We start from the raw sequence: 23,052 nt of genomic DNA, 5'->3' as shown, positions 1-23,052 counted from the left end.
TTGCCCCACCTGCCGCATGGGATTATTGAGGAGCTCGCATGACCAAACAAAACGCCTTTACTCGGGAAGACCTGCTGCGCTGCAGTCGCGGTGAGCTGTTCGGCCCAGGTAACGCGCAACTGCCCGCCCCGAACATGCTGATGGTGGATCGCATCACCCTGATCAGCGAAGAAGGCGGCAAGTACGGCAAAGGTGAATTGGTCGCCGAGCTGGATATCAACCCTGACCTGTGGTTCTTCGCGTGCCACTTCGAAGGCGATCCGGTGATGCCGGGCTGCCTGGGTCTGGACGCCATGTGGCAATTGGTCGGCTTCTTCCTGGGCTGGCAAGGCCTGCCGGGCCGCGGCCGTGCGCTGGGTTCGGGCGAAGTGAAATTCTTCGGCCAGGTCCTGCCGACCGCCAAGAAAGTCACCTACAACATTCATATCAAGCGCGTCCTCAAGGGCAAGCTGAACCTGGCCATTGCCGACGGTTCGGTGACTGTCGACGGTCGCGAAATCTACACCGCCGAAGGCCTTCGCGTCGGCGTGTTCACCTCCACTGACAACTTCTAAGGGTTATTCGCATGCGCCGCGTCGTTATCACTGGTCTGGGCATCGTTTCGTGCCTGGGCAATGACAAAGAGACCGTCTCCGCTAACCTGCGTGCAAGCCGCCCTGGCATCCGGTTCAACCCGGAATACGCCGAAATGGGTCTGCGTAGCCAGGTTTCCGGCTCCATCGACCTCAACCTTGAAGAGCTAATCGATCGCAAGATCTATCGCTTCGTCGGCCACGCAGCGGCTTACGCCTACCTGGCCATGAAAGACGCCATCGCTGACTCCGGTCTGACCGAAGAGCAGGTGTCCAACCCGCGTACCGGCCTGATCGCAGGTTCCGGCGGCGCGTCGACCCTGAACCAGATGGAAGCGCTGGACATCCTGCGCGAGAAAGGCGTCAAGCGCGTCGGCCCATACCGTGTAACGCGGACCATGAGCAGCACCGTTTCGGCTTGCCTGGCCACCCCGTTCAAGATCAAGGGCCTGAACTACTCCATCGCTTCTGCCTGCGCCACCAGTGCTCACTGCATCGGTACCGCCATGGAACAGATCCAGATGGGCAAGCAGGACATCGTGTTCGCCGGCGGCGGTGAAGAAGAGCACTGGAGCCAGTCGTTCCTGTTCGACGCGATGGGCGCCCTGTCCAGCAAGCGTAACGACACCCCTGAGCAAGCTTCCCGCGCCTACGACGCCGACCGTGACGGTTTCGTCATCGCTGGCGGTGGCGGCATGGTGGTGGTCGAGGAGCTGGAACACGCTCTGGCCCGTGGCGCGAAGATCTACGCGGAAATCGTTGGCTACGGCGCGACTTCCGACGGCTACGACATGGTGGCTCCAAGCGGCGAAGGCGCGATCCGCTGCATGCAGCAGGCGCTGTCCACCGTCGACACCCCGATCGACTACCTGAACACCCACGGCACTTCGACTCCGGTCGGCGACGTCGCGGAAATGAAAGGTGTGCGTGAAGTGTTCGGCGACAAGGCCCCGGCCATCAGCTCCACCAAGAGCCTGTCGGGTCACTCCCTGGGCGCCGCCGGCGTTCACGAAGCGATCTACTGCATGCTGATGATGGAAGGCAACTTCATCGCCGGTTCGGCCAACATCGACGAACTGGACCCTGAAGTGGCCGATCTGCCGGTGCTGACCAAGACCCGCGAGAACGCCACCATCAACACCGTGATGAGCAACAGCTTCGGCTTCGGTGGCACCAACGCCACCCTCGTGCTGAAGCGCTGGGAAGGCAAGTAATTCCCTCCCGCTGAGCCGCACATGAAAACGCCCCGACTGGTTCGGGGCGTTTTTTTTCGCCAGCCATAAACACAACCTCCTGTGGGAGCGGGCTTGCTCGCGAAAGCGGTGGGTCAGTCGACAAAAAATGTTGAATGTTAAATCGCATTCGCGAGCAAGCCCGCTCCCACAGGGTCGGTGTATTGCTTGAAAATCGCCGTCAGGAACATGAAGCTTTTGTCATGAAACTCAATGCCCTGCGACTGAATGTCACGGTTTCCGCGGGCTCCAGCGCTGTTGCAGATTTCGCAAGAATACATTGCACGAATCGGGCGTTTACTTAGCAGGCTAACAAAATCTATAACAGAGTCCTGCACACGCCTTGCTGCAGATAACTTGAGATTTGGAGCTAGCAGATGACTGTAAAAGTAACTGAACGCGACGATTCACACATGTCCCATGAAGGCGTAGCCGCCGGCGTACGGATCTGGGATGTGCATCAACAAGACTTGCTGGTCGGCATGTTCCACAACGAGATCGACGCCCACAACTACAAGGCCGAACTGGAACTGCAGGAACAGCAGCGGGATCGGAAATCCGCCTGAAACAAAACCACAGCATTGAAAACGACAAACCCCGCCATGAGCGGGGTTTGTCGTTTTGGGGATTTCAGGGCCGCTTCGCAGCCCGGCGAGACCCGATTACCACATCAGATCATCAGGGATCACGTAGGCCGCGTACGGATCGTCCTCGGCATTGACCTCTTCGACCTTCTCGTTGAGCTGGACGATGCGCTGTGGATCGCGCTCCTGAATCTTCAGGGCGGCCTCACGAGGAATCACTTCGTAGCCGCCGGCGTGGTGCACGATCGCCAGCGAGCCGCTGCTGAGCTTGTTGCGCATCAGCGTGTTGACCGAGATGCGCTTGACCTTCTTGTCGTCGACGAAGTTGTAGTAGTCCTCGGTCGTCAGCTTCGGCAGACGCGAGACCTCGATCAACTGCTTGACCTGCGCGGCGCGGGCCTTGGCTTCCGCCTTCTCCTGCTGCTGGCGGTTCAGCTCCTGGTCGCGCTTGACCTTCTCGGCCATGGCTTCCTGGGCAGCACGCTGCTGGGAGTCGTCCAGTTCGATCTGACCTTTGTGGGCCAGGCGCTGTTGTTTCTGTTTGTCTTTGCTGACCTGCTTGGCCTGCTTTTGGTTGACCAGTCCTGCCTTGAGCAACTGGTCGCGAAGGGAAAGGCTCATTGATGCTTACTCACTTGGGCAACGGCTCAGCCACAGCTGGGCGAATTCTTTTCCTGACGTTTGGCTTCGCCCCACAGGGCGTCCAACTCTTCGAGGGTGCAATCTTCCATGGGTCGGCGGGTATCGCGCAATGCCTGTTCGATAAAACGGAAACGTCGCTCGAACTTGGCGTTGGCGCCACGCAATGCGGTTTCCGGATCGACCTTCAGGTGCCGGGCCAGATTGACCACGGAAAACAGCAGGTCACCGATCTCGTCGGCCACCGCTTGCGGGTCATTTTCGGACATGGCTTCGAGCACTTCATCGAGTTCTTCACGGACCTTGTCCAGCACCGGCAAGGCATCCGGCCAGTCGAAACCGACCTGCCCTGCGCGCTTCTGCAACTTGGCCGAGCGGGATAATGCCGGCAACGCAGCAGGCACATCGTCGAGCAGTGACAGTTGCTGCGGCTCGGTGGATTTCTCGGCGCGCTCCTCGGCCTTGATCTCCTCCCAGCGCTGCTTGACCTGCTCTTCACTCAGACGCGGCACGTCCAGCGACGCATACAGATCGCCAGTGGGGAACACATGCGGATGACGACGGATCAGTTTGCGGGTGATGCCGTCGACCACGCCGGCGAATTCGAATCGCCCTTCTTCCCGGGCCAGCTGGCTGTAATACACCACCTGAAACAGCAGATCGCCCAACTCGCCCTGCAAGTGGTCGAAGTCGCCGCGCTCGATGGCGTCGGCGACTTCGTAGGCCTCTTCAAGGGTGTGTGGAACGATGGTCGCGTAAGTCTGCCTGATATCCCACGGGCAACCATACTGCGGGTCACGCAGACGGTTCATCAGGTGCAGCAGGTCGTCAAGGCTGTAGGTCGGTTTCATGGAGTCCGGTTACGCCGCGTTTCGATGATGTTCGGCAACTGGGAAATCCGCCCCAGCAACCGCCCCAGCGCGTCCAGACCCGGAATCTCGATGGTCAGGGACATCAGCGCGGTGTTGTCTTCCTTGTTCGAGCGGGTGTTGACCGCCAGCACGTTGATCCGCTCGTTGAGCAGCACCTGCGAGACGTCACGCAGCAGACCGGAACGATCGTAGGCGCGGATGACGATGTCCACCGGATAGGTGAGCACCGGCACCGGGCCCCAGCTGACCTGGATGATCCGCTCCGGCTCGCGCCCGGCCAGTTGCAACACCGAGGCGCAGTCCTGGCGGTGAATGCTCACGCCACGGCCCTGGGTGATGTAACCGACGATCGCATCGCCCGGCAACGGCTGGCAGCAGCCGGCCATCTGGGTCATCAGGTTGCCGACGCCCTGGATCTGAATATCGCCGCGCTTGCCCGGTTTGTAGCCGGTCGCCTTGCGCGGAATCAGTTCCAGCTGTTCGTTGCCGCGTTCCGGCTCGACCAGCTGTTGCGCCAGATTGACCAGCTGCGCCAGACGCAGGTCGCCGGCACCGAGGGCGGCGAACATGTCTTCGGCGGTTTTCATGTTGGCCTTGTCGGCCAGCTTGTCGAAATCCACCGCCGGCAGGCCGAGGCGATTGAGCTCGCGCTCGAGCAGGGTCTTGCCCGCCGCGACGTTCTGGTCGCGCGCCTGCAACTTGAACCAGTGCACGATCTTCGCCCGCGCCCGGGACGTGGTGACGTAGCCGAGGTTCGGGTTCAGCCAGTCGCGGCTCGGAGTGCCGTGCTTGCTGGTGATGATCTCGACCTGTTCACCGGTCTGCAGGCTGTAGTTGAGCGGAACGATGCGCCCGTTGATCTTCGCGCCACGGCAGTTGTGGCCGATTTCGGTGTGCACGCGGTAGGCGAAGTCCAGCGGCGTCGCGCCCTTCGGCAAGTCGATGGCGTGACCGTCCGGGGTGAAGATGTAGACCCGGTCCGGCTCGATATCGACCCGCAGCTGTTCGGCCAGACCACCGATGTCGCCCAGCTCTTCGTGCCACTCGAGGACCTGACGCAGCCAGGAGATTTTCTCTTCGTAGTGATTGGAGCCGGACTTGACGTCGGTACCCTTGTAGCGCCAGTGCGCGCAGACGCCGAGCTCGGCCTCTTCGTGCATCGAATGGGTCCGGATCTGGACTTCCAGCACCTTGCCTTCCGGACCGATCACCGCCGTGTGCAGCGAGCGGTAGCCGTTCTCTTTCGGGTTGGCGATGTAGTCGTCGAACTCTTTCGGGATGTGCCGCCACAGGGTGTGGACGATACCTAGCGCGGTGTAGCAGTCGCGCATTTCCGGCACCAGCACGCGCACCGCACGCACGTCGTAGATCTGGCTGAACTCCAGACCCTTGCGCTGCATTTTGCGCCAGATCGAATAGATGTGTTTGGCCCGGCCGCTGATGTCGGCTTCGACGCCGGTGGCCTGCAGTTCGTCCTTGAGCTGGGTCATCACGTCGGCGATGAAACGCTCGCGGTCGAGCCGCCGCTCATGCAGCAGCTTGGCAATCTGTTTGTATTGATCGGGCTCCAGGTAACGGAAGGACAGGTCCTCCAGTTCCCATTTGATATGACCGATGCCGAGTCGATGCGCGAGCGGCGCATAGATGTCGAACACTTCCCGGGCGACCCGGTTACGTTTTTCGTCGTCGGCGGTTTTCACCGCGCGGATCGCACAGGTGCGTTCGGCGAGCTTGATCAGCGCGACACGCACGTCGTCGACCATCGCCACCAGCATCTTGCGCAGGTTTTCCACCTGGCCCTGAGTGCCGAGCACCATCGACTGGCGCGGGCTGAGGCTGGCACTGATCGCCGCCATGCGCAGCACGCCGTCGATCAGCTTGGCGACCACCGGGCCGAAGCGCTGGCTGACCGCTGCGAGTTCAATCTGGCCTTCGCGTACGCCGCGATACAGAACCGCGGCAACCAGCGAATCCTGATCGAGCTTGAGGTCGGCGAGAATCTCGGCGATCTCAAGGCCCGTGCTGAAACTGCCGCTGCCTTCGGACCAGAGATTCTTCGCGGCATTGGATTGCTGCTCGGCCTGGCGAGCGTACTCGCAGGCCTCTTTCAAGGCTTCGCGATCCAGTGCCAGATCGACACTGACCGCGTGATCGAGCCAAGCCTCGAGATTGATACTGCCGTCAGTGTTGATCGGCTGGTGTGCTCTCACCTGTACCATCTTGCTTTACCTTCCCTACGACGCAGATTCAATGCGTCAAATCACTGACCGTCAATGCCCGTTCGCGCTCGCGGGGCCAAGGCGAGCGCTACGGACGACCAGTCGGATCAGACGAGCCATCCTGGCTCGCTTCAAATAACGCCATGGCCTCGACATGTGCCGTCTGAGGAAACATATCGAGAATCCCGGCACGTTTTAACCGGTAGCCCTGCTTGATCAATTCGACCGTATCGCGCGCCAGAGTTGCAGGGTTGCACGACACGTACACCAACCGTTTGGCGCCCAAGGCCGCCAGCTTGCGCACCACCTCGAAAGCACCGTCGCGCGGTGGGTCCAAGAGTACCGCAGAAAAGCCGTTTCCGATCCACTGGGCATCGGTCAAAGGCTGGGATAAATCGGCCTGAAAAAACTTTGTGTTATGCAAATTGTTGCTGGCGGCATTGGCCGCCGCGCGATCGACCATGGTCTGCACGCCTTCGACCGCCACCACTTCACGCGCAGATTTTGCCAGCGGCAAGGCAAAGTTGCCCAGACCGCAAAACAGGTCGAGCACGCGCTCATTGCTCGTCGGTTTCAACCACTCCAGCGCCTGGGCGACCATGGCCTCGTTGACCCCGGCGTTGACCTGGATGAAATCCCCCGGCCGATAGGCCAGTTGCAGGTCCCATTGTTCCAGGCGATAACCGAGCGACTGTGCATCATCCACCGGCTGCGGTTCGCCTTCGCCATGCAGCCAGAGCTGCGCTTCATGGAACGCGCAGAAATCCTTGAGGATCGTCAGGTCGGCCTCGGACAGCGGCGCCATGTGACGCAGCAGGACGGCGAGTGACGAGCCGCTGAACAGTTCGACATGCCCCAGCGCCTGAGGCTTGCTCAAGCGCCGCAGCATCTCCGGCAAACGGGTCATGATCGGCTGCAAGGGCTGTACCAGCACCGGGCATTCGCTGATCGCGACGATGTCCTGACTGCCGGCGGCACGGAAACCGACTTCAAGCTGTTTGGCCTTGCTGTCCCAGCGCACGGCGATCCGGGCGCGGCGACGGTAGCCGAATTCGGGACCGGTCAACGGCGCCGCCCACTCCTCGGGCTCTGCACCAGCGACTCGCGACAACTGCTCGGCGAGCATGCGCTGTTTCAGGGCAAGCTGTTCGTTGTGGGGCAGATGCTGAACGCTGCAACCACCGCAACGTCCGGCATGCTGACAAGGTGCGGGACGACGCAATTGACTGGCGCTGAACACGCGCTCGGTACGCGCCTCGACCACTTTGCCGTGGGCGCCGAGCACTCGGGCTTCGACTTCTTCACCGGCGAGGGCGCCGAGGACGAACCATGTCTTGCCTTCAAAAAACGCGATGCCGCGACCGTCATTGGCCAGGCGCTCGATGCTCAGGCGCTGCTTTTTGCCGGTCGGGATTTGTGCGGCCTTGCTGCCGCCGGTGGGCTGGAAGCGCAGGCCTCTCTCGTGCTTGGCCATCAGTTGGGCGCGTCGAAAATGCCGGTCGACAGGTAACGGTCGCCACGGTCGCAGATGATCGCGACGATCACCGCGTTTTCAACTTCTTTGGACAGGCGCAGCATCGCTGCCACCGCACCGCCCGAGGACACGCCACAGAAGATGCCTTCTTCGCGGGCCAGACGCCGGGTGACGTCCTCGGCTTCGCTTTGCGCCATGTCGACGATGCGGTCAACGCGGTCGGCCTGATAGATCTTCGGCAGGTATTCCTGCGGCCAGCGGCGGATGCCGGGAATGGCCGAGCCTTCCATCGGTTGCAGGCCGATGATCTGCACCTTGTCGTTCTGCTCCTTGAGGTAGCGCGACACGCCCATGATGGTGCCGGTGGTGCCCATGGAGCTGACGAAATGAGTGATGGAGCCTTGGGTCTGACGCCAGATTTCCGGGCCGGTGGTGGTGTAGTGCGCTTCAGGGTTGTCGCCGTTGGCGAACTGATCCAGCACCTTGCCACGGCCTTCGGCTTCCATCCGCTGGGCGAGATCGCGAGCGCCTTCCATGCCCTCTTCCTGGCTGACCAGAATCAGCTGCGCGCCGTAAGCGGTCATCGCCGCCTTACGCTCGGCACTGGAGTTGTCCGGCATGATCAGGATCATCTTGTAACCCTTGATCGCGGCGGCCATCGCCAGGGCGATCCCGGTGTTGCCCGAAGTCGCTTCGATCAGCGTATCGCCTTCGTGGATCTGCCCGCGCAACTCGGCACGGGTGATCATCGACAGCGCCGGACGATCCTTGACCGAACCCGCCGGGTTGTTCCCTTCGAGCTTGAGCAAAAGGGTGTTGCTGGTGACACCGGGCAGGCGCTGCAAACGCACCAGCGGCGTGTTGCCGACGCAATCGGCGATGGTTGGGTACTGCAAGGTCATGGCGTTTTTTCGCAATCCGGACTGCGGGGGCGCCTATCATACCGGCAAACCTGCGCAGGCCATATCACGCAAAGTGTGGTGCTTATGGTTTCTTGGAATAAGCAATAAAAGTCGCGCCAGTGGCGAGACTTTTGTGGTGTTCACACAATCTGCTGGCGACTCATGTCCACGGTGGGAGCTGGCTTGCCAGCGAAAACTTCAGGACTGACAGCACTGTCATCCGCCACCAACCGCAGATTCAAGCGCAATCCCGACGGGCCGTTCTCGGCCCACAGGGTTCCGCCCTGGCGTTGCACCGCGTTCCTCGCGATGCTCAGCCCCAACCCAAAACCACCGTCCCCCGGCCGCGAGCCGTCGAGTCGGATGAAGGGCGAAAAGATCCGCTCAAGGTCCGCTTCGGCCACGCCGCCGCCCTCGTCCTCCAGCCACAGGTGCCAGTAATCGCCGTCCCGTCGACCGTCGAGCCGCACGATGCCGCCCGGTGGCGAATGTCGAATCGCATTGCGCAGAATGTTTTCCAGTGCCTGGGCCAGGGTGTTGAGATTGCCGCGCACCCAGCATGAGGCCTCCACCCCGCACTGCAACTGCCCCATCGGACAGCAGCTTTCGTAGCAGGCGTTTTCCGTGAGCATTTCCCACAGTGCCTGAATCTGGATCGCTTCGTCCGGCAACGGCGCGCGTTCGGTGTCGAGCCAGGCCAGCTGCAGGGTGTCCTCCACCAATCGCTGCATCACGTCGACTTCGCGACCGATACGTTCGCGCAGCGGTTGCAGCTGCTGCTCGCTTTCGCTGGCGACCCGCAACCGACTCAGGGGCGTGCGCAGTTCGTGGGACAGGTCGCGCAACAGTTGCTGTTGCAGGGCCACGGTGGATTGCAGGCGTTCGGACATCGAATCGAAAGCACGGGCCAGTTCGCCAAGCTCATCGGGGCGCTGGGTGATGCCGCTCGACAACCGCACATTCAATTGATCGGCACGCCACGCATTGGCCTGCTCGCGCAGATTGTTCAGCGGCACCACGAGCAGGCGATACAGACCGACGCACAGCAGCAAGGTGAACAGACCTGGAATCACCCCGTTGGTGATGACGCGCCAGAACACCCGGTATTTGCCCGGCAGAAATCGCTCGGGCAACTCGATCACCAGACTGCCGGCGGTCGGGTCAGTGGGAAATGGAACCCGCAGCCACGGCCGGCCCTTTTTGTGAATCGGCCAGTCAAGGCCGCGCAGGAAGGTCAGGCGTTGAAGCTCTTGAGCGTTCAACGGCTGGCTGCCCAGCGACTGCAGGTTGCCGCCGATCACGCCGACCCAGCCGGCTTCGCGCAACTCCATGCTCTGTAACCAGCTATCGATGCCATCGCGCCCGCCCTGCTGCCAGGCGCGCTCGGCCTCGGAGGCATAACGGCTCAGCGTGCGACGGGCGTCGTCGGAGAGGAACTGATTGCGCTGCTCCATGTACCGGCCCCAAGACCAGCTCAGCCAGATCATCAACAGACAGAACGCCACCAGCAGGCAGGCGAGTTTCCAGAACAGCGAGTGCCGGCCCGGCAGGTCAGACACTTTCATCGACGGCACTCAGGACGTAACCCTTGCCCCACACCGTGCGTACTTCCCGCTCGGTGTAACCGACCGACTTGAGTTTGCGGCGGATCTGGCTGATGTGCATGTCGAGGCTGCGGTCGTGGGCCGCATAGCCGCGTTGCAGAACGTGCTGATAAAGGAAGGCCTTGCTCAGCACTTCCTCGTCGTTGCGGTTGAGGGTTTCCAGCAGACGGTATTCGCTGCGGGTCAGGCCGGCCGGTTGATTACGGTAGAACACATCGCACTGCTCGTCGTCGAAATGCAGTCCGCCGACCGGCACCACCGGAGCGATGGCCGCCGGACGACGGTCGAGGGCGACCCGGCGCAGGATCGCTTCGATCCGCACATGCAGCTCGGCCATGCTGAAAGGTTTGGGCAGGTAGTCGTCGGCGCCGAGGCGGAAACCGCTGATACGGTCGGCCTCGGCACCCAGCGCCGACATCAGCAGCACCGGCGTGGAATGGCTCTGGCGCAGCTGGGTCAGGACGTTCAGACCGTCGAGCCCCGGCAACAGAATATCCATCAACACCACATCGAACGGCTGGCGCCGGGCAATGCTCAGGCCTTCGCTGCCGTTCTGGCACCAGGTGACCTGGAAGCCGCTGCGGCCCAGTTGTTCATGGACATAGGCACCGAGGACGGGATCGTCTTCGATGGAAAGAATGCGGGGTTGGCCAATAGAGACAGGAGTCATGACTATCTGCAAATAATTCTCAGTTGGGCGATTATTCAAGATTGCCCGGCGCCCGGCAACCCAAGCTTGACCTGTCGGACAGATGACCGGCCTGAGAGTGAACAACCACGACATCATTTTTCCCAAGATTGCCCGCAAGCAAATCGCTACACTGCGCCGATACCGCGTGCCGGACGCACGTGTGAGTCAACGATCAGCGGGATGCAGGAGAAAGGCGTGCTCAAGAAACTGGGAATCAAAGGTCGCGTATTGTTGCTGACCCTGTTGCCGACCAGCCTGATGGCACTGGTGCTGGGCGGGTACTTCACCTGGACGCAGCAATCCGACCTGCAAGCTCAACTGATGCAGCGCGGCGAAATGATCGCCGAGCAACTGGCTCCGCTGGTGGCACCGGCCATGGGCCACGGCGATGCCGAACTGCTCGAGCGCATCGCCACCCAGTCCCTCGAACAACCAGACGTGCGCGCCGTGACCTTCCTCGCGCCCGACCGCTCTCCTCTCGCCCACGCCGGCCCGACCATGCTCAATCAGGCGCCGAGCGGTGACAGCGCGCACCTGCTGCGACGCAGCGGCAACGATGCCACCCGCTATCTGCTGCCGGTCTTCGGCAAACACCGCAACCTCGCCGGCGAGTTGATCCCGCAAGAATCCGACCGCCTGCTCGGCTGGGTTGAACTGGAGCTGTCGCACAACGGCATGTTGTTGCGCGGCTACCGAAGCCTGTTCGCCAGTCTGTTGCTGATTGGTGCGGGGCTGGCCGGCGCCGCGTTGCTGGCCTTGCGCATGGGCCGCACGATCAACCGCCCGCTGAGCCAGATCAAACAGGCCGTCGCCCAGCTCAAGGACGGTCATCTGGAAACCCGCCTGCCACCGCTGGGCAGTCAGGAACTGGATGAACTGGCGTCCGGCATCAACCGTATGGCCGGCACCCTGCAGAACGCCCGGGAAGAATTGCAGCACAGCGTCGATCAGGCCACTGAAGACGTGCGCCAGAACCTGGAAACCATCGAGATCCAGAACATCGAGCTGGACCTGGCCCGTAAAGAAGCGCTGGAAGCGAGCCGGATCAAATCCGAATTCCTCGCCAACATGAGCCACGAGATCCGCACGCCGCTCAACGGCATTCTGGGGTTCACCCACCTGTTGCAGAAAAGTGAACTGACCCCGCGCCAGCTCGACTACCTGGGCACCATCGAAAAATCCGCCGACAGCCTGCTGGGGATCATCAACGAGATCCTCGATTTCTCGAAGATCGAGGCCGGCAAACTGGTGCTCGACCATATTCCGTTCAACCTGCGCGACCTGTTACAGGACACCCTGACCATCCTCGCCCCCGCCGCGCACGCCAAGCAGCTGGAACTGGTGAGTCTGGTGTACCGCGATACGCCGCTGTCGCTGGTCGGTGATCCGCTGCGGCTCAAGCAGATCCTGACCAACCTTGTGAGTAACGCGATCAAGTTCACCCGCGAAGGCACCATCGTCGCCCGCGCCATGCTCGAAGAAGAAAACGACGACAGCGTGCAGTTGCGCATCAGTATTCAGGACACCGGCATCGGTTTGTCGAACCAGGACGTGCGCGCGTTGTTCCAGGCCTTCAGCCAAGCTGACAACTCACTGTCGCGCCAACCCGGCGGCACGGGTCTGGGGCTGGTGATTTCCAAGCGCCTGATCGAACAGATGGGCGGCGAAATCGGCGTCGACAGCACCCCGGGTGAAGGTTCGGAATTCTGGATCAGCCTGAACCTGCCCAAGACCCGCGACGATGCCGAAGACCTGCCCGCCGCGCCGTTGCTCGGGCGCCGGGTGGCGGTGCTGGAGAACCATGAACTGGCGCGTCAGGCCCTGCAACATCAGCTGGAAGACTGCGGCCTCGATGTCACGCCGTTCAACACGTTGGAAAGCCTGACCAATGGCGTTACCGGCGCCCATCAGACCGATCAGGCCATCGATCTGGCGGTGCTCGGCATCACCAGCAATGACATGCCGCCGGAGCGCCTCAACCAGCACATCTGGGACCTTGAGCACCTCGGTTGCCGGGTGCTGGTGTTGTGCCCGACCACCGAGCTGACGCTCTATCACCTTTCGGTGCCCAACCCTCACAGTCAGTTGCAATCGAAACCGGCCTGCACCCGCAAACTGCGCCGGGCTTTGTCGGACATGGTCAACCCGCGCCAGCAGCGCAGCGAACCGGGCGAACCGTTGTCGAGCCGCGCGCCGAAAGTGCTGTGCGTCGACGACAACCCGGCCAACCTGTTGCTGGTGCAGACGCTGCTCGAAGACATGGGCGCCAAGGTGCTGGCCGTGGAAAGCGGTTATGCCGCGGTCAAGGCAGTGCAGAACGAAACCTTCGATCTGGTGCTGATGGACGTGCAGATGCCCGGCATGGACGGACGCCAGAGCACCGAAACGATTCGCCAGTGGGAAAGCGAGCGGCACTGCACGCCGCTGCCGATCGTCGCCCTCACCGCCCACGCCATGGCCAATGAAAAACGCGCGCTGCTGCAAAGCGGCATGGACGACTACCTGACCAAGCCGATCAGCGAGCGGCAACTGGCGCAGGTGGTGCTGAAGTGGACGGGCCTGGCATTGCGCAATCAGGCGCCGGACCGTGGCGGCGAAAGCCTGCTGGGCAATCAGGAACTGCCGATTCTCGATCACGAAGAAGGTTTGCGCCTGGCCGCCGGCAAGGCGGATCTGGCGGCGGACATGCTGGCGATGCTGCTGGCTTCGCTCGAGGCCGATCGCGAAGCCATTCGCACCGCCCGCGACAGTCAGGATCAGAACGGTCTGCTGGAACGGGTGCACCGCCTGCATGGTGCCACCCGTTACTGCGGCGTGCCGCAATTGCGCGCCGCCTGCCAGCGCAGCGAAACCCTGCTCAAGCAGCAGGACCCCAAGGCCTCGACCGCGCTGGACGAGCTGGAACGGGCGATCAATCGTCTGGCGGCCCAGGCGAAGATCAGCGCCTGATCCACGGCAATGCCGGTCAACGCCGACGCGGCTACAGTTGTCGCGGGTGAATTGCGCCCGCGTCGATGCTCCAGGAGGATTTCATGCGCACGATCGTTTTCAGCAGCCAGACCTACGACCGCGACAGTTTCCTCGCCGCCGACTGCCCGGACGGGATCGAACTGCACTTCCAGCCGGCCCGGCTCAGCCTCGATACCGCAGCGCTGGCCGAACATCACGAGGTAGTCTGCGCCTTCATCAACGATGACCTCAGCGCGCCGGTGCTGGAACGTCTGGCGGCCGGCGGCACTCGCCTTATCGCCTTGCGTTCGGCCGGCTACAACCACGTGGATCTGACCATCGCCAAACGTCTGGGGCTGGCCGTCGTGCGTGTACCAGCCTACTCGCCCCACGCGGTGGCCGAGCATGCGGTGGCGTTGATCCTCGCCCTCAACCGGCGCCTGCATCGCGCCTACAACCGCACCCGCGAAGGCGATTTCAGCCTGCACGGTCTTACCGGTTTCGATCTGGTGGGCAAGACGGTCGGCATCGTCGGCACCGGACAGATCGGCGCGACCTTCGCGAAAATCATGCACGGCTTTGGCTGCGAACTGCTGGCCTACGACCCTTATCCGAATCCCGCCGTCGAAGCGTTAGGCGCGCGCTACCTGAGCCTGCCGGATCTGCTGGCACAGTCGCGGATCATCAGCCTGCACTGCCCGCTCAACGAACAGAGCAGACACCTGATCAACCGCAATTCGCTGGCACACATGCAACCGGGGGCGATGCTGATCAACACCGGGCGCGGCGGTCTGGTGGACACGCCAGCGCTGATCGACGCCTTGAAGGACGGCCAGCTCGGTTATCTGGGACTGGATGTGTATGAAGAGGAAGCGCAGCTGTTTTTCGAGGACCGTTCCGACCTGCCGCTACAGGACGACGTGCTGGCGCGGCTGCTGACGTTCCCCAATGTGATCGTCACCGCGCATCAGGCGTTTCTGACCCATGAGGCGCTGGGCGCGATTGCCGCGACCACCCTGCACAACATCGCGACCTGGGCGGCGGGTGCGCCGCAGAACCAGGTCGAAGGCTGAACGATCGGACTCAGACCGGAGGCGGCGTCGGGGTAATCGCCACGCACAGGATCAACAGCGCCAGCCAGCCGAACCCCAGTAAACGCTGCTTGAGGGAGTGCCCGCTGCGCAGCAGGAACCAGACAAACACCAGCGGCATCAGAAACGCCATGATCTTCAGCCAGCCTTCCACCGGGCGCGAGCCGTCCGGGTTCAGCACCGGCTCGACCGGCTGCGAACGACGGCGTCGCCCCGCAGCGGCCGGCATGATCTTCGGCCGCTCGGGCGCCGGCGGCGGAACGTAGGCCTCGGGCACTGCCTTGTTGCGCGGCAGGCTGCCAAAGGAAATTGTCGACGTGCCCGTCTGGGCGTGCGAAGCAGGCGCCTCTGCCAGCGGGGCCCCGCAATGAATGCATGCCGTGGCTTCGGAGCTGATGCTCCGCTTGCATTCATAACATTCGATCAGCGCCATGTTCCGTTCCTTGAAAATGAAGGCGGCAGTTTGCCACGACTGCGGTGTCGATTTGAACCGGATCGAAGGTCGCACGCGCGCATCATTCTGCAATCAAGCCCGTGCTAGCATGTCGCGCATATTTGGAGGACCCATGGTCGAACACGATTTCCGCTACACCCTGATGAACCCGCAACACACCCTCACCGAATGCCGCGCCCTGGTTCCGGGCCGTTATCAGGTCACCGGCAACGGTGGCTCGATCCGCATCGGCGACGTGCTGGTCGTAACCCTCAAAGGCAGCAAGGACTTGTCCATGCGCCTGACCGTCGACACCGTCCGCCACCTGATCAACCCGCCGGGTCAATGGACTGCCATGACCACCGGCCCGGTGTTTGGTGAGCTGGCGATCCACACCTGGCAGGTCAACTGCGACAGCTGCGCCAGGGAGCTGAGCTTCGAATTCGCCGTGGACGCCAAGTTGGGCAAGCCTGCGGAAAAACCGGCCGCCACCGCACGCATCGCCGAGCTCGGCTGGAAAGCCGTTGGCGACAAGCACCTGTGCCCGAAATGCCAGGAGCCGGCGTGATGAAACACCTGGCCCTGACCGCTGTTGTCGGCGCCGGCCTGATGGGTTGCGCCGCGGAGCCTGTGCAACTGCAACAGAACCGCAGCTACATTCTGGAGTGGATCGGCGAGCGACCGCTGATGGACTACAGCCACCTGACCGTGACCCTTGGCGATGATGGCCGGGCGTATGGCAATGGCGGCTGCAACCACTGGTTCGCACCGTACACCCTGGAAGGCGACAAGCTGAGCTTCGGCAAGATCGGCAAGACCCGCAAACTCTGCGCACCGGCGCTCATGGAGCAGGAGCAACGCTTCCTCCAGGCCCTGGAACACGTGGAACGCTGGGATATCTCGCCGATCGAGCAGATGCGCTTCTGGCCGGCTGAAGGCAAGCCATTGCGCTGGTGGCTGGAAGAGGGTTGATCCTTTAGATCGCCAAGCCCCTCACCCTAACCCTCCCGAAACGTCGGACCGCCCAAAGGGAGAGGGGACTGATTGGGGGATATTGGAGAGATACGCCGACCTGAAAGACCTTCACCGAATCCATAACCAACCGGATTCCGCTCTGACGAATCTTCAGTCGACCTGATCCTCCAGGTCGATGCAAATCGCCAGACACCTCGGTCGGCCCCCTCTCCCTCCGGGCGGTCCGACGTTTCGGGAGGGCTGGGGTGAGGGATGCTTTTTAGCGGCAACTCAATTTGTAGCCTGCAACGCCTCAAGCTTCGCCATCACCCCCGCCGCCGTCTGCTCACCCATCAGCTGCTCCCGCACCTTGCCCTTGTTGTCGATGATGTAGGTCACCGGCAAGGCCTCACTGCGCGGCAGCTCGAACAGTTCCGACGGATCCTGCGCCAGCACCGTGAATTTGATGCCCAGTTTTTCGCTGGCGCTCTTCAGCTCTTCACCCTGCACATTGTCGAAGTTGACCCCGAACACGCCGATCTTCTTGCCCTTGAGCTCTTCGGCCAGATGGTTGAGTTCCGGGATTTCCGTGCGGCACGGGCCGCACCATTCGGCCCAGTAGTTGAGCACGACCCATTGTTTGTCGAGGCGCTCGGACGCCACTTTCTGCCCGTTCTGGTCGATGCCGTAGTCGTTACCGCAGCCCCCCAGCATCAACGCCCCGATGATCGTCAATGCCGCTGCCAGTGCCCGTGTCATGTCGTGTTCCTTGTGAAAAATTGAATGCGCCTGCGACCGATCGCCTCCCAAGGTTCTGGATTGCGCGCTGCACAGTTAGAATAGCCGCCACTCTACGCAAGAAGCGACCCGCCCATGACCGATCTGACGCTTTATCACAACCCGCGCTGCTCGAAATCCCGCGGTGCGCTCGAACTCCTCGAAGCCCGTGGCCTGACGCCAAACGTGGTGCGCTACCTCGAAACGCCGCTGGACGCCGCGCAGATCAAGGCTTTGCTCGGCAAGCTCGGAATCAGCGCACGGCAACTGCTGCGCACCGGCGAAGACGAATACAAGACCTTGAACCTGGCCGATGCCAGTCTCACCGAGCAGCAATTGATCGAAGCCATCGCGGCACATCCGAAGCTGATGGAGCGACCGATTCTCGAAGCCGGCGACAAAGCCATTATCGGCCGTCCACCGGAGCAGATCCTGGAGCTGCTGCCGTGAGTGCGCCGTACATTCTGGTTCTGTATTACAGCCGCAGCGGCTCGACCAACGAGATGGCCCGGCAGATCGCCCGTGGCGTCGAGCAGGCCGGTCTCGAAGCACGCCTGCGCACCGTGCCGGCGATCTCCACCGAGTGCGAAGCCGTGGCGCCGGACATTCCGGATGAAGGCGCGCTGTACGCCACATTGGATGACCTGAAGAACTGCGCCGGCCTGGCCCTCGGCAGCCCGACCCGTTTCGGCAACATGGCCGCGCCGCTCAAGTACTTCCTCGATGGCACCAGCAACCTGTGGCTGACCGGCGCGCTGGTCGGCAAGCCGGCCGGAGTGTTCACCTCCACCGCCAGCCTGCACGGTGGTCAGGAAACCACCCTGCTGTCGATGATGCTGCCGCTGCTGCACCACGGCATGCTGATCACCGGCCTGCCTTACAGCGAATCGGCGCTGCTGGAAACCCAGGGCGGCGGCACGCCTTACGGCGCCAGCCATCACGCTGGGGCCGACGGTAAAAGTGGTCTCGATCAGCACGAAGTGGCGCTGTGCCGCGCCCTCGGTGCACGTCTGGCCAAGACCGCCCAGAAACTGGGGAACTGAGATGGCCAGAAAGCCGAAAGTCCTGCCCGCCGTCGAGTGGCTGGAGCCACGGGTGCGGGCGATGCGGGTGATCAGTCTGCTGTGCTTTTTCGGCCTGGCCGGACTGCTCGCCGCGTATTACCTGGTGTTCGCCGACCTGCACGGCGCGCGGCCGTGGGTGATTCTGCTGATCGAGCTGATCCCGTGGATCGTGCTCGCACCGGGCATGATCATGGGCAGCGCACGCGGGCATTCGTGGATGTGCTTTGTGGTGAACCTGTATTTCATCAAGGGCGCGCTGGCCGCATACGACCCGAGCCGGCAGTTGTTTGGCGTGCTGGAGATGATCGCCAGTCTGGCGGTGTTCTGCTCGGCGCTGTTGTATGTGCGCTGGCGGTATCAACTGAACCGCAAACTGGCGGGCGAAGGCGAAGTCTCCGTCGCCTGACAGACCGCTATCGCTGGCAAGCCAGCTCCCACAGGTTTCGGGATCATTCCCACGCAGAGCGTGGGAACGATCACTCTGAGCTCAATGGTTGACGGTGTAAGCCAGCATCATCGAGATTTGGCTCATCGGCCGTCCGCCACTCTCTTCATGCCACTGGTTGAACGCGTTCTGCACCGTCGCCAGATCCCGCAGGCTGGTGGGTGCCTTGTCGACGATCTTCTGTGCATTCAACGCCGCGACCACGTCGTAGCTCGGCACAAAGGTGTCCTTGCCAACCATCCGCAAAAACCGAGGCGCCGACAGCCCGCCCAATTGATGGCCGTGCTTTTTCAGGTAGGTCCACAGGCCGACGATGTCGGTCACCGGCCAGTCGGCCAGCAACGCACCGAAACTGCCCTTCTCTTTCTCGACGTCCAGAATGAACTGCGCATTGCGCGGCACGCTTTTCAGCTTGCCCAGGTGACGGATGATCCGCGCATCCTGCATCAGCCGTTCAAGGTGTTCGGCACTCATCAGCACGACCTTTTCCGGGTCGAACTTGAAGAACACTTCTTCGAAGGCCGGCCACTTGGCGTCCACCAGGCTGTGCTTGAGCCCGGCACGAAACACCCGCAGGGCCATGGTCGAGAGATAACGGTCGTCGCTGATCTTGCGCAGTTGCGCCGGGGTCTTGGGAACGGGCAGATGGGCTTCCAGTTCAGCCGCCGAACCGAAGCGGTTCAGACAGTATTCGTGCAGCCACTTGTAGTCGCGCATGCCCTCTCCTAAAAAATGAATTGAAAACGGCGCCCGCGAGCGCCGTTTCTTTCGAGCGATCAGATCACTTACAGGTTCACCACATTGACGAAACGCGAAACCGCCGTCTCGTCGATCTTCAGGCTGGTGAAGTCAAACAGGTTACGGTCGGCCAGTTGCGACGGGATCACGTTCTGCAGGCTGCGGAAAATGCTCTCGGTACGGCCCGGGGTCTTGCGTTCCCAGTCCACCAGCATTTCCTTGACCACCTGACGCTGCAGGTTTTCCTGGGAGCCGCAAAGGTTGCACGGGATGATCGGGAATTGCTTGAAGTCCGAGTAGGCCTGGATGTCTTTCTCGTTGCAGTAGGCCAGCGGACGGATCACCACATTGCGACCATCGTCGGCGCGCAGCTTCGGCGGCATGGCCTTGAGGCTGCCGTTGAAGAACATGTTGAGGAAGAACGTCTCGACGATGTCGTCGCGGTGATGACCAAGGGCCATTTTGGTCGCGCCGATTTCATCGGCAAAGGTGTACAGCGTGCCGCGACGCAGGCGCGAGCACAGCGAGCAAGTGGTCTTGCCTTCCGGGATCAGTTCCTTGACCACCGAGTAGGTGTCCTTCTCGACGATGTGGTACTCGATGCCCAGCTCTTTCAGGTAGGCCGGCAGCACGTGTTCGGGGAAACCCGGCTGCTTCTGGTCCATGTTCACGGCGACAATCTCGAACTTGATCGGTGCAACCTTCTGCAGGTGCATCAGCACGTCGAGCATGGTGTAGCTGTCCTTGCCCCCGGACAGGCAGACCATGACCTTGTCGCCGTCTTCGATCATGTTGAAGTCGGTGACGGCTTCGCCCGCCAGGCGGCGCAGGCGCTTTTGCAGTTTGTTCTGGTTGACCGTAAGAGTGCCCATGACGCGAAATCCGTGAGGTGTGACGAAAGGCGGGCATTTTACGCAAAAACACTGGGCTTGTGGCCACAGGTTGTCGCCGCTCGCAGCGCCCTTCTACACAGACCTCGACGCGATTACCCCGAGGTTTTACAGCGCGATTTGCTCTAAGCCCCTATCACCTGTGCGGTTAAGACCTTTCTATACTGCGACATAAGGTCGCACACAATCTGAAGACCTGTATTTGCTCGGCCGCATTGGCCCGTAGGCGCTCCGCTGGGGGGCGATGGCAATAACGAGAGGAGTGACTGGCATGATCCATCACGTAGTGGGACTTTTTACCCACCCCGATCAGGAATGGAAGGAAATCCGTGGCGACCAGGAAGAAAGCATCAGCCACATGTACCTGACGCACACGCTGATCCTGGCGGCGATCCCCGCAGTTTCGGCATTTATCGGCACCACCCAGGTCGGCTGGGTGATCGGCAACCGCGCACCGGTGATGCTCACCGTCGAAAGCGCGTTGTGGATGACGATCATGTCTTATCTGGCAATGCTCGGCGGGGTCGCGGTCATGGGTGCCTTCGTGCACTGGATGGCCCGCACCTATGACGCCAACCCGAGCCTGGCCCGTTGCGTGGCATTTGCCACCTACACCGCGACACCGCTGTTCGTCGGCGGACTGGCGGCGCTCTACCCGCACATGTGGCTGGGGATGATCGTCGGCACGGCGGCCATCTGCTACACGGTGTACCTGTTGTATGTGGGGCTGCCGACCTTCATGAATATTCCGTCCGACGAGGGTTTCCTGTTTTCCAGCTCGGTACTGGCGGTGGGTCTGGTGGTGCTGGTGGCCATCATGGCGTTCACCGTGATCGTCTGGGGACTGGGCGTGGGGCCCGTCTACACCAATTAGCAATCGGTTCATCCCGAGAAAAACAAGATCCGCCAACACAGGCCGCCACAAGGCGGCCTTCTCGTGCCGGTTGAAAAAGAGCGACGACCATTCGGCAGTTCGACGATTCGCAACGCCCCGGGGTTGCGGCATACTCGACGCCTCTGGAGATCCATCAAGCATGCCCGAGCAACTCAATACCCGCGTCGAAGACTGTTTCCAACTCGCTGAATCCTTTTTCAAACGTCCTTTCAAACGCCCCGTGGTGAGCCTCAAGCTGCGCGGGCAAAAAGCCGGGGTCGCGCATCTGCACGAGAACCTGCTGCGTTTCAATCCGCAGCTGTACCGGGAAAACACCGAACATTTCCTCAAGCAGACCGTGGCCCACGAAGTCGCGCACCTGATCGCCCATCAACTGTTCGGCGATCGCATCCAGCCCCACGGCGAGGAGTGGCAACTGATCATGCGCGGCGTTTACGAATTGCCACCGGATCGCTGTCACACCTATGAAGTCAAACGCCGCAGCGTGACCCGCTACATCTATAAATGCCCGTGTGCGGACAGCGATTTTCCGTTTTCGGCGCAGCGTCACAGCCTGGTCCGGCAAGGTCGGCGCTATTTGTGCCGGCGCTGTCGCAACACGCTGGTGTTCAGTGGTGAGATGCGGGTCGAATAACCTGGATTTTGTGTTGTCTGGTCGGGCCTCTTCGCGGGCAAGCCCGCTCCCACAGTGTCCGGTGTGTTCACAGCCTCTGTGTACGACACGTAACCTGTGGGAGCGGGCTTGGTCCGGGCGGCGATCCGACGAAGAGGCCGCAACAGGCACTAGAGAACTACCTTTGCCCGCCGCAGCTCGGCAATCCGCTCCGGGCTCAACCCCAACTCCGCCAACACCTGATCCGTATGCTGTCCCAGCGCCGCGCCAACATGCCGTGGCGCCGGCAACGCCTCGGAAAACTTCAGCGGGCAAGCGATCTGCGCCTGCGCCGAGCCATCGCCACGGGGCACCTGCGTCACCAGTTCCCGCGCCTGCAATTGAGGATGCCGCAGCGCCTCGCCCAGATTCAGCACCGGTTCGACACAGGCATCGATTCCGGCGAACAGCTCGCACAGTTCGGCAAAGTCATGCTTCTCGAACTCGACCTTCAAGGCGTCCTTGAGCGCCCGTTGCTGTTCGGGTTTGAGTGACAGGCCCTGCGCCGCCAGTTCCGGCCGGCCCAGCGCCGCACACAGTTGCTGCATGAAGGCCGGTTCCAGACTGCCCACCGACATCCAGCGCCCGTCGCGAGAGCGGTAGTAATCGTAGAAACTGCCGCCATTGAGCATCTGCTCTTCCCAGCCCGGCTCTTCGCCGCAGGCCAGATACCCGGCTCCGGCCATGGCATTCAGGCTGAACGCGCAGTCGGTCATGCTCACGTCAAGATGGGTGCCCTGCCCGGTTTGCTGACGGGAAATCACCGCCGCCAACAGACCGATCACCCCGTGCAGCGAGCCGCCCGCGACATCCGCGACCTGCATGCCCAGCGGCAACGGCCCGCTGTCGGCGCGCCCGGTGTAACTGGAGAGCCCGGCCAGTGCCAGATAGTTGATGTCGTGGCCGGCGCGATCCTTGTACGGCCCGGTCTGGCCGTAACCGGAGATCGACACATAAATCAGCTTCGGATTGATCGCCTTCAGCGCCTCGTAACCCAGCCCCAGCCGCTCCATCACACCGGGGCGAAATTGCTCCAGCACGATGTCGTAATCCGTCAGCAACTGCTTGACCAGCTCCAGCGCTTCGGGCTGCTTGAGGTCCAGCGCCAGGCTGCGCTTGTTGCGGTTGAGATACGCGTGACTGGCCGAGACGCCGTGATCGTGAGGCGGCAACACCCGCACCAGGTCGAGGCGGGTCGGCGATTCGATGCGCAGTACCTCGGCGCCCATGTCCGCCAGCAGCAGCGAGGCGAACGGCCCCGGCAGCAGGGTCGAGAAATCCAGAATCTTCAGTGAGGCCAGCGGTGCAGACATGGGCATTCTCCATCAACGATGCATGCAGCCTAGGCAGCCATCGGCGATGGGGCAATTACCGG

The 23,052-nt window shown here is 62.0% G+C and carries 24 protein-coding genes; 12 read left to right on the top strand and 12 right to left on the bottom strand.

The window, feature by feature from the left end; genetic code table 11:
* Positions 1–38: 38 nt before the first annotated feature.
* From fabA to ACKUG4_RS14435, 3 genes are all read left to right on the top strand, one after another.
* Entirely contained in the window at positions 39–554 is a 516-nt protein-coding gene (gene fabA, locus ACKUG4_RS14445; protein ID WP_003227150.1) for a 3-hydroxyacyl-[acyl-carrier-protein] dehydratase FabA, read from the top strand.
* An 11-nt stretch (positions 555–565) separates the two neighbouring features.
* Positions 566–1,786, top strand: coding sequence for a beta-ketoacyl-ACP synthase I (gene fabB, locus ACKUG4_RS14440; RefSeq protein ID WP_007957797.1), 1,221 nt, complete (start codon positions 566–568; stop codon positions 1,784–1,786).
* Between the two features lie 395 nt (positions 1,787–2,181).
* Entirely contained in the window at positions 2,182–2,370 is a 189-nt protein-coding gene (locus tag ACKUG4_RS14435) for a hypothetical protein (protein ID WP_039772867.1), read from the top strand.
* A gap of 96 nt (positions 2,371–2,466) precedes the next feature.
* Here the strand turns inward: ACKUG4_RS14435 and ACKUG4_RS14430 are convergent, their stop codons facing one another.
* The 7 genes from ACKUG4_RS14430 to ACKUG4_RS14400 all read right to left on the bottom strand — a co-directional run bounded on the left by ACKUG4_RS14430 (position 2,467) and on the right by ACKUG4_RS14400 (position 10,768).
* Positions 2,467–3,009 (bottom strand): DUF2058 domain-containing protein, encoded by a 543-nt coding sequence (locus ACKUG4_RS14430; RefSeq protein ID WP_011335479.1) that lies wholly within the window; start codon positions 3,007–3,009, stop codon positions 2,467–2,469.
* A gap of 26 nt (positions 3,010–3,035) precedes the next feature.
* Positions 3,036–3,878: a nucleoside triphosphate pyrophosphohydrolase gene (mazG, locus tag ACKUG4_RS14425; RefSeq protein WP_445434248.1), complete on the bottom strand. Its 843-nt coding sequence runs from the start codon at positions 3,876–3,878 to the stop codon at positions 3,036–3,038.
* A complete protein-coding gene (gene relA / locus ACKUG4_RS14420) occupies positions 3,875–6,118 on the bottom strand; it encodes a GTP diphosphokinase (protein ID WP_007957789.1) in 2,244 nt (747 codons plus the stop codon). The genes mazG and relA overlap by 4 nt, the downstream gene beginning before the upstream one ends.
* Positions 6,119–6,206: 88 nt before the next feature.
* The gene (gene rlmD, locus ACKUG4_RS14415; protein ID WP_445434247.1) at positions 6,207–7,592 is read right to left on the bottom strand and encodes a 23S rRNA (uracil(1939)-C(5))-methyltransferase RlmD; all 1,386 of its coding nucleotides are present in this window, start codon (positions 7,590–7,592) and stop codon (positions 6,207–6,209) included.
* On the bottom strand, positions 7,592–8,494 hold the full coding sequence (cysM, locus tag ACKUG4_RS14410; protein ID WP_445434246.1) for a cysteine synthase CysM: 903 nt from the start codon (positions 8,492–8,494) through the stop codon (positions 7,592–7,594). The genes rlmD and cysM overlap by 1 nt, the downstream gene beginning before the upstream one ends.
* Positions 8,495–8,634: 140 nt before the next feature.
* Positions 8,635–10,059, bottom strand: a complete 1,425-nt coding sequence (locus tag ACKUG4_RS14405) for a sensor histidine kinase (protein ID WP_445434245.1) — start codon at positions 10,057–10,059, stop codon at positions 8,635–8,637.
* Positions 10,046–10,768 (bottom strand): response regulator transcription factor, encoded by a 723-nt coding sequence (locus ACKUG4_RS14400; RefSeq protein WP_445434244.1) that lies wholly within the window; start codon positions 10,766–10,768, stop codon positions 10,046–10,048. The genes ACKUG4_RS14405 and ACKUG4_RS14400 overlap by 14 nt, the downstream gene beginning before the upstream one ends.
* A gap of 216 nt (positions 10,769–10,984) precedes the next feature.
* Between ACKUG4_RS14400 and ACKUG4_RS14395 the strand changes: the two genes are divergently transcribed.
* Together ACKUG4_RS14395 and ACKUG4_RS14390 are read left to right on the top strand one after the other, a co-directional pair.
* On the top strand, positions 10,985–13,738 hold the full coding sequence (locus tag ACKUG4_RS14395) for a response regulator (protein ID WP_064600919.1): 2,754 nt from the start codon (positions 10,985–10,987) through the stop codon (positions 13,736–13,738).
* A gap of 83 nt (positions 13,739–13,821) precedes the next feature.
* Positions 13,822–14,811: a 2-hydroxyacid dehydrogenase gene (locus ACKUG4_RS14390; protein ID WP_445434243.1), complete on the top strand. Its 990-nt coding sequence runs from the start codon at positions 13,822–13,824 to the stop codon at positions 14,809–14,811.
* Between the two features lie 10 nt (positions 14,812–14,821).
* Here ACKUG4_RS14390 and ACKUG4_RS14385 read toward each other — a convergent pair whose 3' ends face one another.
* Complete coding sequence (locus ACKUG4_RS14385; protein WP_236177911.1) at positions 14,822–15,262, bottom strand: hypothetical protein; 441 nt, start codon at positions 15,260–15,262, stop codon at positions 14,822–14,824.
* A gap of 133 nt (positions 15,263–15,395) precedes the next feature.
* Between ACKUG4_RS14385 and ACKUG4_RS14380 the strand changes: the two genes are divergently transcribed.
* Both ACKUG4_RS14380 and ACKUG4_RS14375 read left to right on the top strand, forming a co-directional pair.
* Positions 15,396–15,830: a hypothetical protein gene (locus ACKUG4_RS14380; protein ID WP_064598653.1), complete on the top strand. Its 435-nt coding sequence runs from the start codon at positions 15,396–15,398 to the stop codon at positions 15,828–15,830.
* Entirely contained in the window at positions 15,830–16,234 is a 405-nt protein-coding gene (locus ACKUG4_RS14375) for an META domain-containing protein (RefSeq protein WP_039772881.1), read from the top strand. Before ACKUG4_RS14380 ends, ACKUG4_RS14375 begins: the two co-directional genes overlap by 1 nt.
* 273 nt (positions 16,235–16,507) lie before the next feature.
* On the opposite strand, the gene ACKUG4_RS14370 is transcribed toward ACKUG4_RS14375, so the two are convergent.
* Complete coding sequence (locus ACKUG4_RS14370) at positions 16,508–16,975, bottom strand: TlpA disulfide reductase family protein (protein ID WP_085610707.1); 468 nt, start codon at positions 16,973–16,975, stop codon at positions 16,508–16,510.
* A 114-nt stretch (positions 16,976–17,089) separates the two neighbouring features.
* On the opposite strand from ACKUG4_RS14370, the gene arsC reads away from it, so the two are divergent.
* From arsC to ACKUG4_RS14355, 3 genes are read left to right on the top strand one after another with little or no spacing between them, the layout of a single operon-like run.
* Entirely contained in the window at positions 17,090–17,443 is a 354-nt protein-coding gene (gene arsC, locus ACKUG4_RS14365; RefSeq protein ID WP_085610708.1) for an arsenate reductase (glutaredoxin), read from the top strand.
* Positions 17,440–18,036, top strand: coding sequence for an NAD(P)H:quinone oxidoreductase (gene wrbA, locus ACKUG4_RS14360; protein WP_007957765.1), 597 nt, complete (start codon positions 17,440–17,442; stop codon positions 18,034–18,036). Before arsC ends, wrbA begins: the two co-directional genes overlap by 4 nt.
* A 1-nt stretch (position 18,037) precedes the next feature.
* On the top strand, positions 18,038–18,463 hold the full coding sequence (locus ACKUG4_RS14355) for a DUF2069 domain-containing protein (protein WP_011335491.1): 426 nt from the start codon (positions 18,038–18,040) through the stop codon (positions 18,461–18,463).
* A gap of 81 nt (positions 18,464–18,544) precedes the next feature.
* Here ACKUG4_RS14355 and ACKUG4_RS14350 read toward each other — a convergent pair whose 3' ends face one another.
* Both ACKUG4_RS14350 and ttcA read right to left on the bottom strand, forming a co-directional pair.
* Positions 18,545–19,219, bottom strand: coding sequence for a DNA-3-methyladenine glycosylase I (locus tag ACKUG4_RS14350; protein WP_039772888.1), 675 nt, complete (start codon positions 19,217–19,219; stop codon positions 18,545–18,547).
* Between the two features lie 68 nt (positions 19,220–19,287).
* Positions 19,288–20,112: a tRNA 2-thiocytidine(32) synthetase TtcA gene (gene ttcA / locus ACKUG4_RS14345; RefSeq protein WP_445434242.1), complete on the bottom strand. Its 825-nt coding sequence runs from the start codon at positions 20,110–20,112 to the stop codon at positions 19,288–19,290.
* A gap of 289 nt (positions 20,113–20,401) precedes the next feature.
* Between ttcA and ACKUG4_RS14340 the strand changes: the two genes are divergently transcribed.
* On the top strand, positions 20,402–21,004 hold the full coding sequence (locus ACKUG4_RS14340; protein ID WP_007957761.1) for a Yip1 family protein: 603 nt from the start codon (positions 20,402–20,404) through the stop codon (positions 21,002–21,004).
* 160 nt (positions 21,005–21,164) lie between these two features.
* Positions 21,165–21,659: a SprT family zinc-dependent metalloprotease gene (locus ACKUG4_RS14335; RefSeq protein WP_007957760.1), complete on the top strand. Its 495-nt coding sequence runs from the start codon at positions 21,165–21,167 to the stop codon at positions 21,657–21,659.
* Positions 21,660–21,808: 149 nt separating this feature from the next.
* On the opposite strand, the gene ACKUG4_RS14330 is transcribed toward ACKUG4_RS14335, so the two are convergent.
* Positions 21,809–22,990, bottom strand: coding sequence for a CaiB/BaiF CoA transferase family protein (locus ACKUG4_RS14330; protein ID WP_445434241.1), 1,182 nt, complete (start codon positions 22,988–22,990; stop codon positions 21,809–21,811).
* Positions 22,991–23,052 lie beyond the last annotated feature (62 nt).

Origin of the sequence: Candidatus Pseudomonas auctus, from assembly GCF_048654275.1 — a bacterium.
In the GTDB taxonomy this organism is placed as follows: domain Bacteria; phylum Pseudomonadota; class Gammaproteobacteria; order Pseudomonadales; family Pseudomonadaceae; genus Aquipseudomonas; species Aquipseudomonas pharyngis.
The sequence above is the reverse complement of the archived record's forward strand: the minus strand, read 5'-3'. Positions and strand labels throughout refer to the sequence as shown.

Bases quoted from the DNA above. Each gene is read 5' to 3' on its own strand.
- ACKUG4_RS14385 (WP_236177911.1), bottom strand. From the start codon at position 15,262: ATGGCGCTGATCGAATGTTATGAATGCAAGCGGAGCATCAGCTCCGAA.
- ACKUG4_RS14370 (WP_085610707.1), bottom strand. From the start codon at position 16,975: ATGACACGGGCACTGGCAGCGGCATTGACGATCATCGGGGCGTTGATG.
- ACKUG4_RS14430 (WP_011335479.1), bottom strand. From the start codon at position 3,009: ATGAGCCTTTCCCTTCGCGACCAGTTGCTCAAGGCAGGACTGGTCAAC.
- fabA (WP_003227150.1), top strand. From the start codon at position 39: ATGACCAAACAAAACGCCTTTACTCGGGAAGACCTGCTGCGCTGCAGT.
- ttcA (WP_445434242.1), bottom strand. From the start codon at position 20,112: ATGGGCACTCTTACGGTCAACCAGAACAAACTGCAAAAGCGCCTGCGC.
- arsC (WP_085610708.1), top strand. From the start codon at position 17,090: ATGACCGATCTGACGCTTTATCACAACCCGCGCTGCTCGAAATCCCGC.
- ACKUG4_RS14390 (WP_445434243.1), top strand. From the start codon at position 13,822: ATGCGCACGATCGTTTTCAGCAGCCAGACCTACGACCGCGACAGTTTC.
- ACKUG4_RS14375 (WP_039772881.1), top strand. From the start codon at position 15,830: ATGAAACACCTGGCCCTGACCGCTGTTGTCGGCGCCGGCCTGATGGGT.
- ACKUG4_RS14330 (WP_445434241.1), bottom strand. From the start codon at position 22,990: ATGTCTGCACCGCTGGCCTCACTGAAGATTCTGGATTTCTCGACCCTG.
- cysM (WP_445434246.1), bottom strand. From the start codon at position 8,494: ATGACCTTGCAGTACCCAACCATCGCCGATTGCGTCGGCAACACGCCG.
- ACKUG4_RS14405 (WP_445434245.1), bottom strand. From the start codon at position 10,059: ATGAAAGTGTCTGACCTGCCGGGCCGGCACTCGCTGTTCTGGAAACTC.
- ACKUG4_RS14400 (WP_445434244.1), bottom strand. From the start codon at position 10,768: ATGACTCCTGTCTCTATTGGCCAACCCCGCATTCTTTCCATCGAAGAC.
- ACKUG4_RS14350 (WP_039772888.1), bottom strand. From the start codon at position 19,219: ATGCGCGACTACAAGTGGCTGCACGAATACTGTCTGAACCGCTTCGGT.
- fabB (WP_007957797.1), top strand. From the start codon at position 566: ATGCGCCGCGTCGTTATCACTGGTCTGGGCATCGTTTCGTGCCTGGGC.
- ACKUG4_RS14435 (WP_039772867.1), top strand. From the start codon at position 2,182: ATGACTGTAAAAGTAACTGAACGCGACGATTCACACATGTCCCATGAA.
- rlmD (WP_445434247.1), bottom strand. From the start codon at position 7,592: ATGGCCAAGCACGAGAGAGGCCTGCGCTTCCAGCCCACCGGCGGCAGC.
- relA (WP_007957789.1), bottom strand. From the start codon at position 6,118: ATGGTACAGGTGAGAGCACACCAGCCGATCAACACTGACGGCAGTATC.
- ACKUG4_RS14380 (WP_064598653.1), top strand. From the start codon at position 15,396: ATGGTCGAACACGATTTCCGCTACACCCTGATGAACCCGCAACACACC.
- mazG (WP_445434248.1), bottom strand. From the start codon at position 3,878: ATGAAACCGACCTACAGCCTTGACGACCTGCTGCACCTGATGAACCGT.
- ACKUG4_RS14335 (WP_007957760.1), top strand. From the start codon at position 21,165: ATGCCCGAGCAACTCAATACCCGCGTCGAAGACTGTTTCCAACTCGCT.
- ACKUG4_RS14355 (WP_011335491.1), top strand. From the start codon at position 18,038: ATGGCCAGAAAGCCGAAAGTCCTGCCCGCCGTCGAGTGGCTGGAGCCA.
- ACKUG4_RS14340 (WP_007957761.1), top strand. From the start codon at position 20,402: ATGATCCATCACGTAGTGGGACTTTTTACCCACCCCGATCAGGAATGG.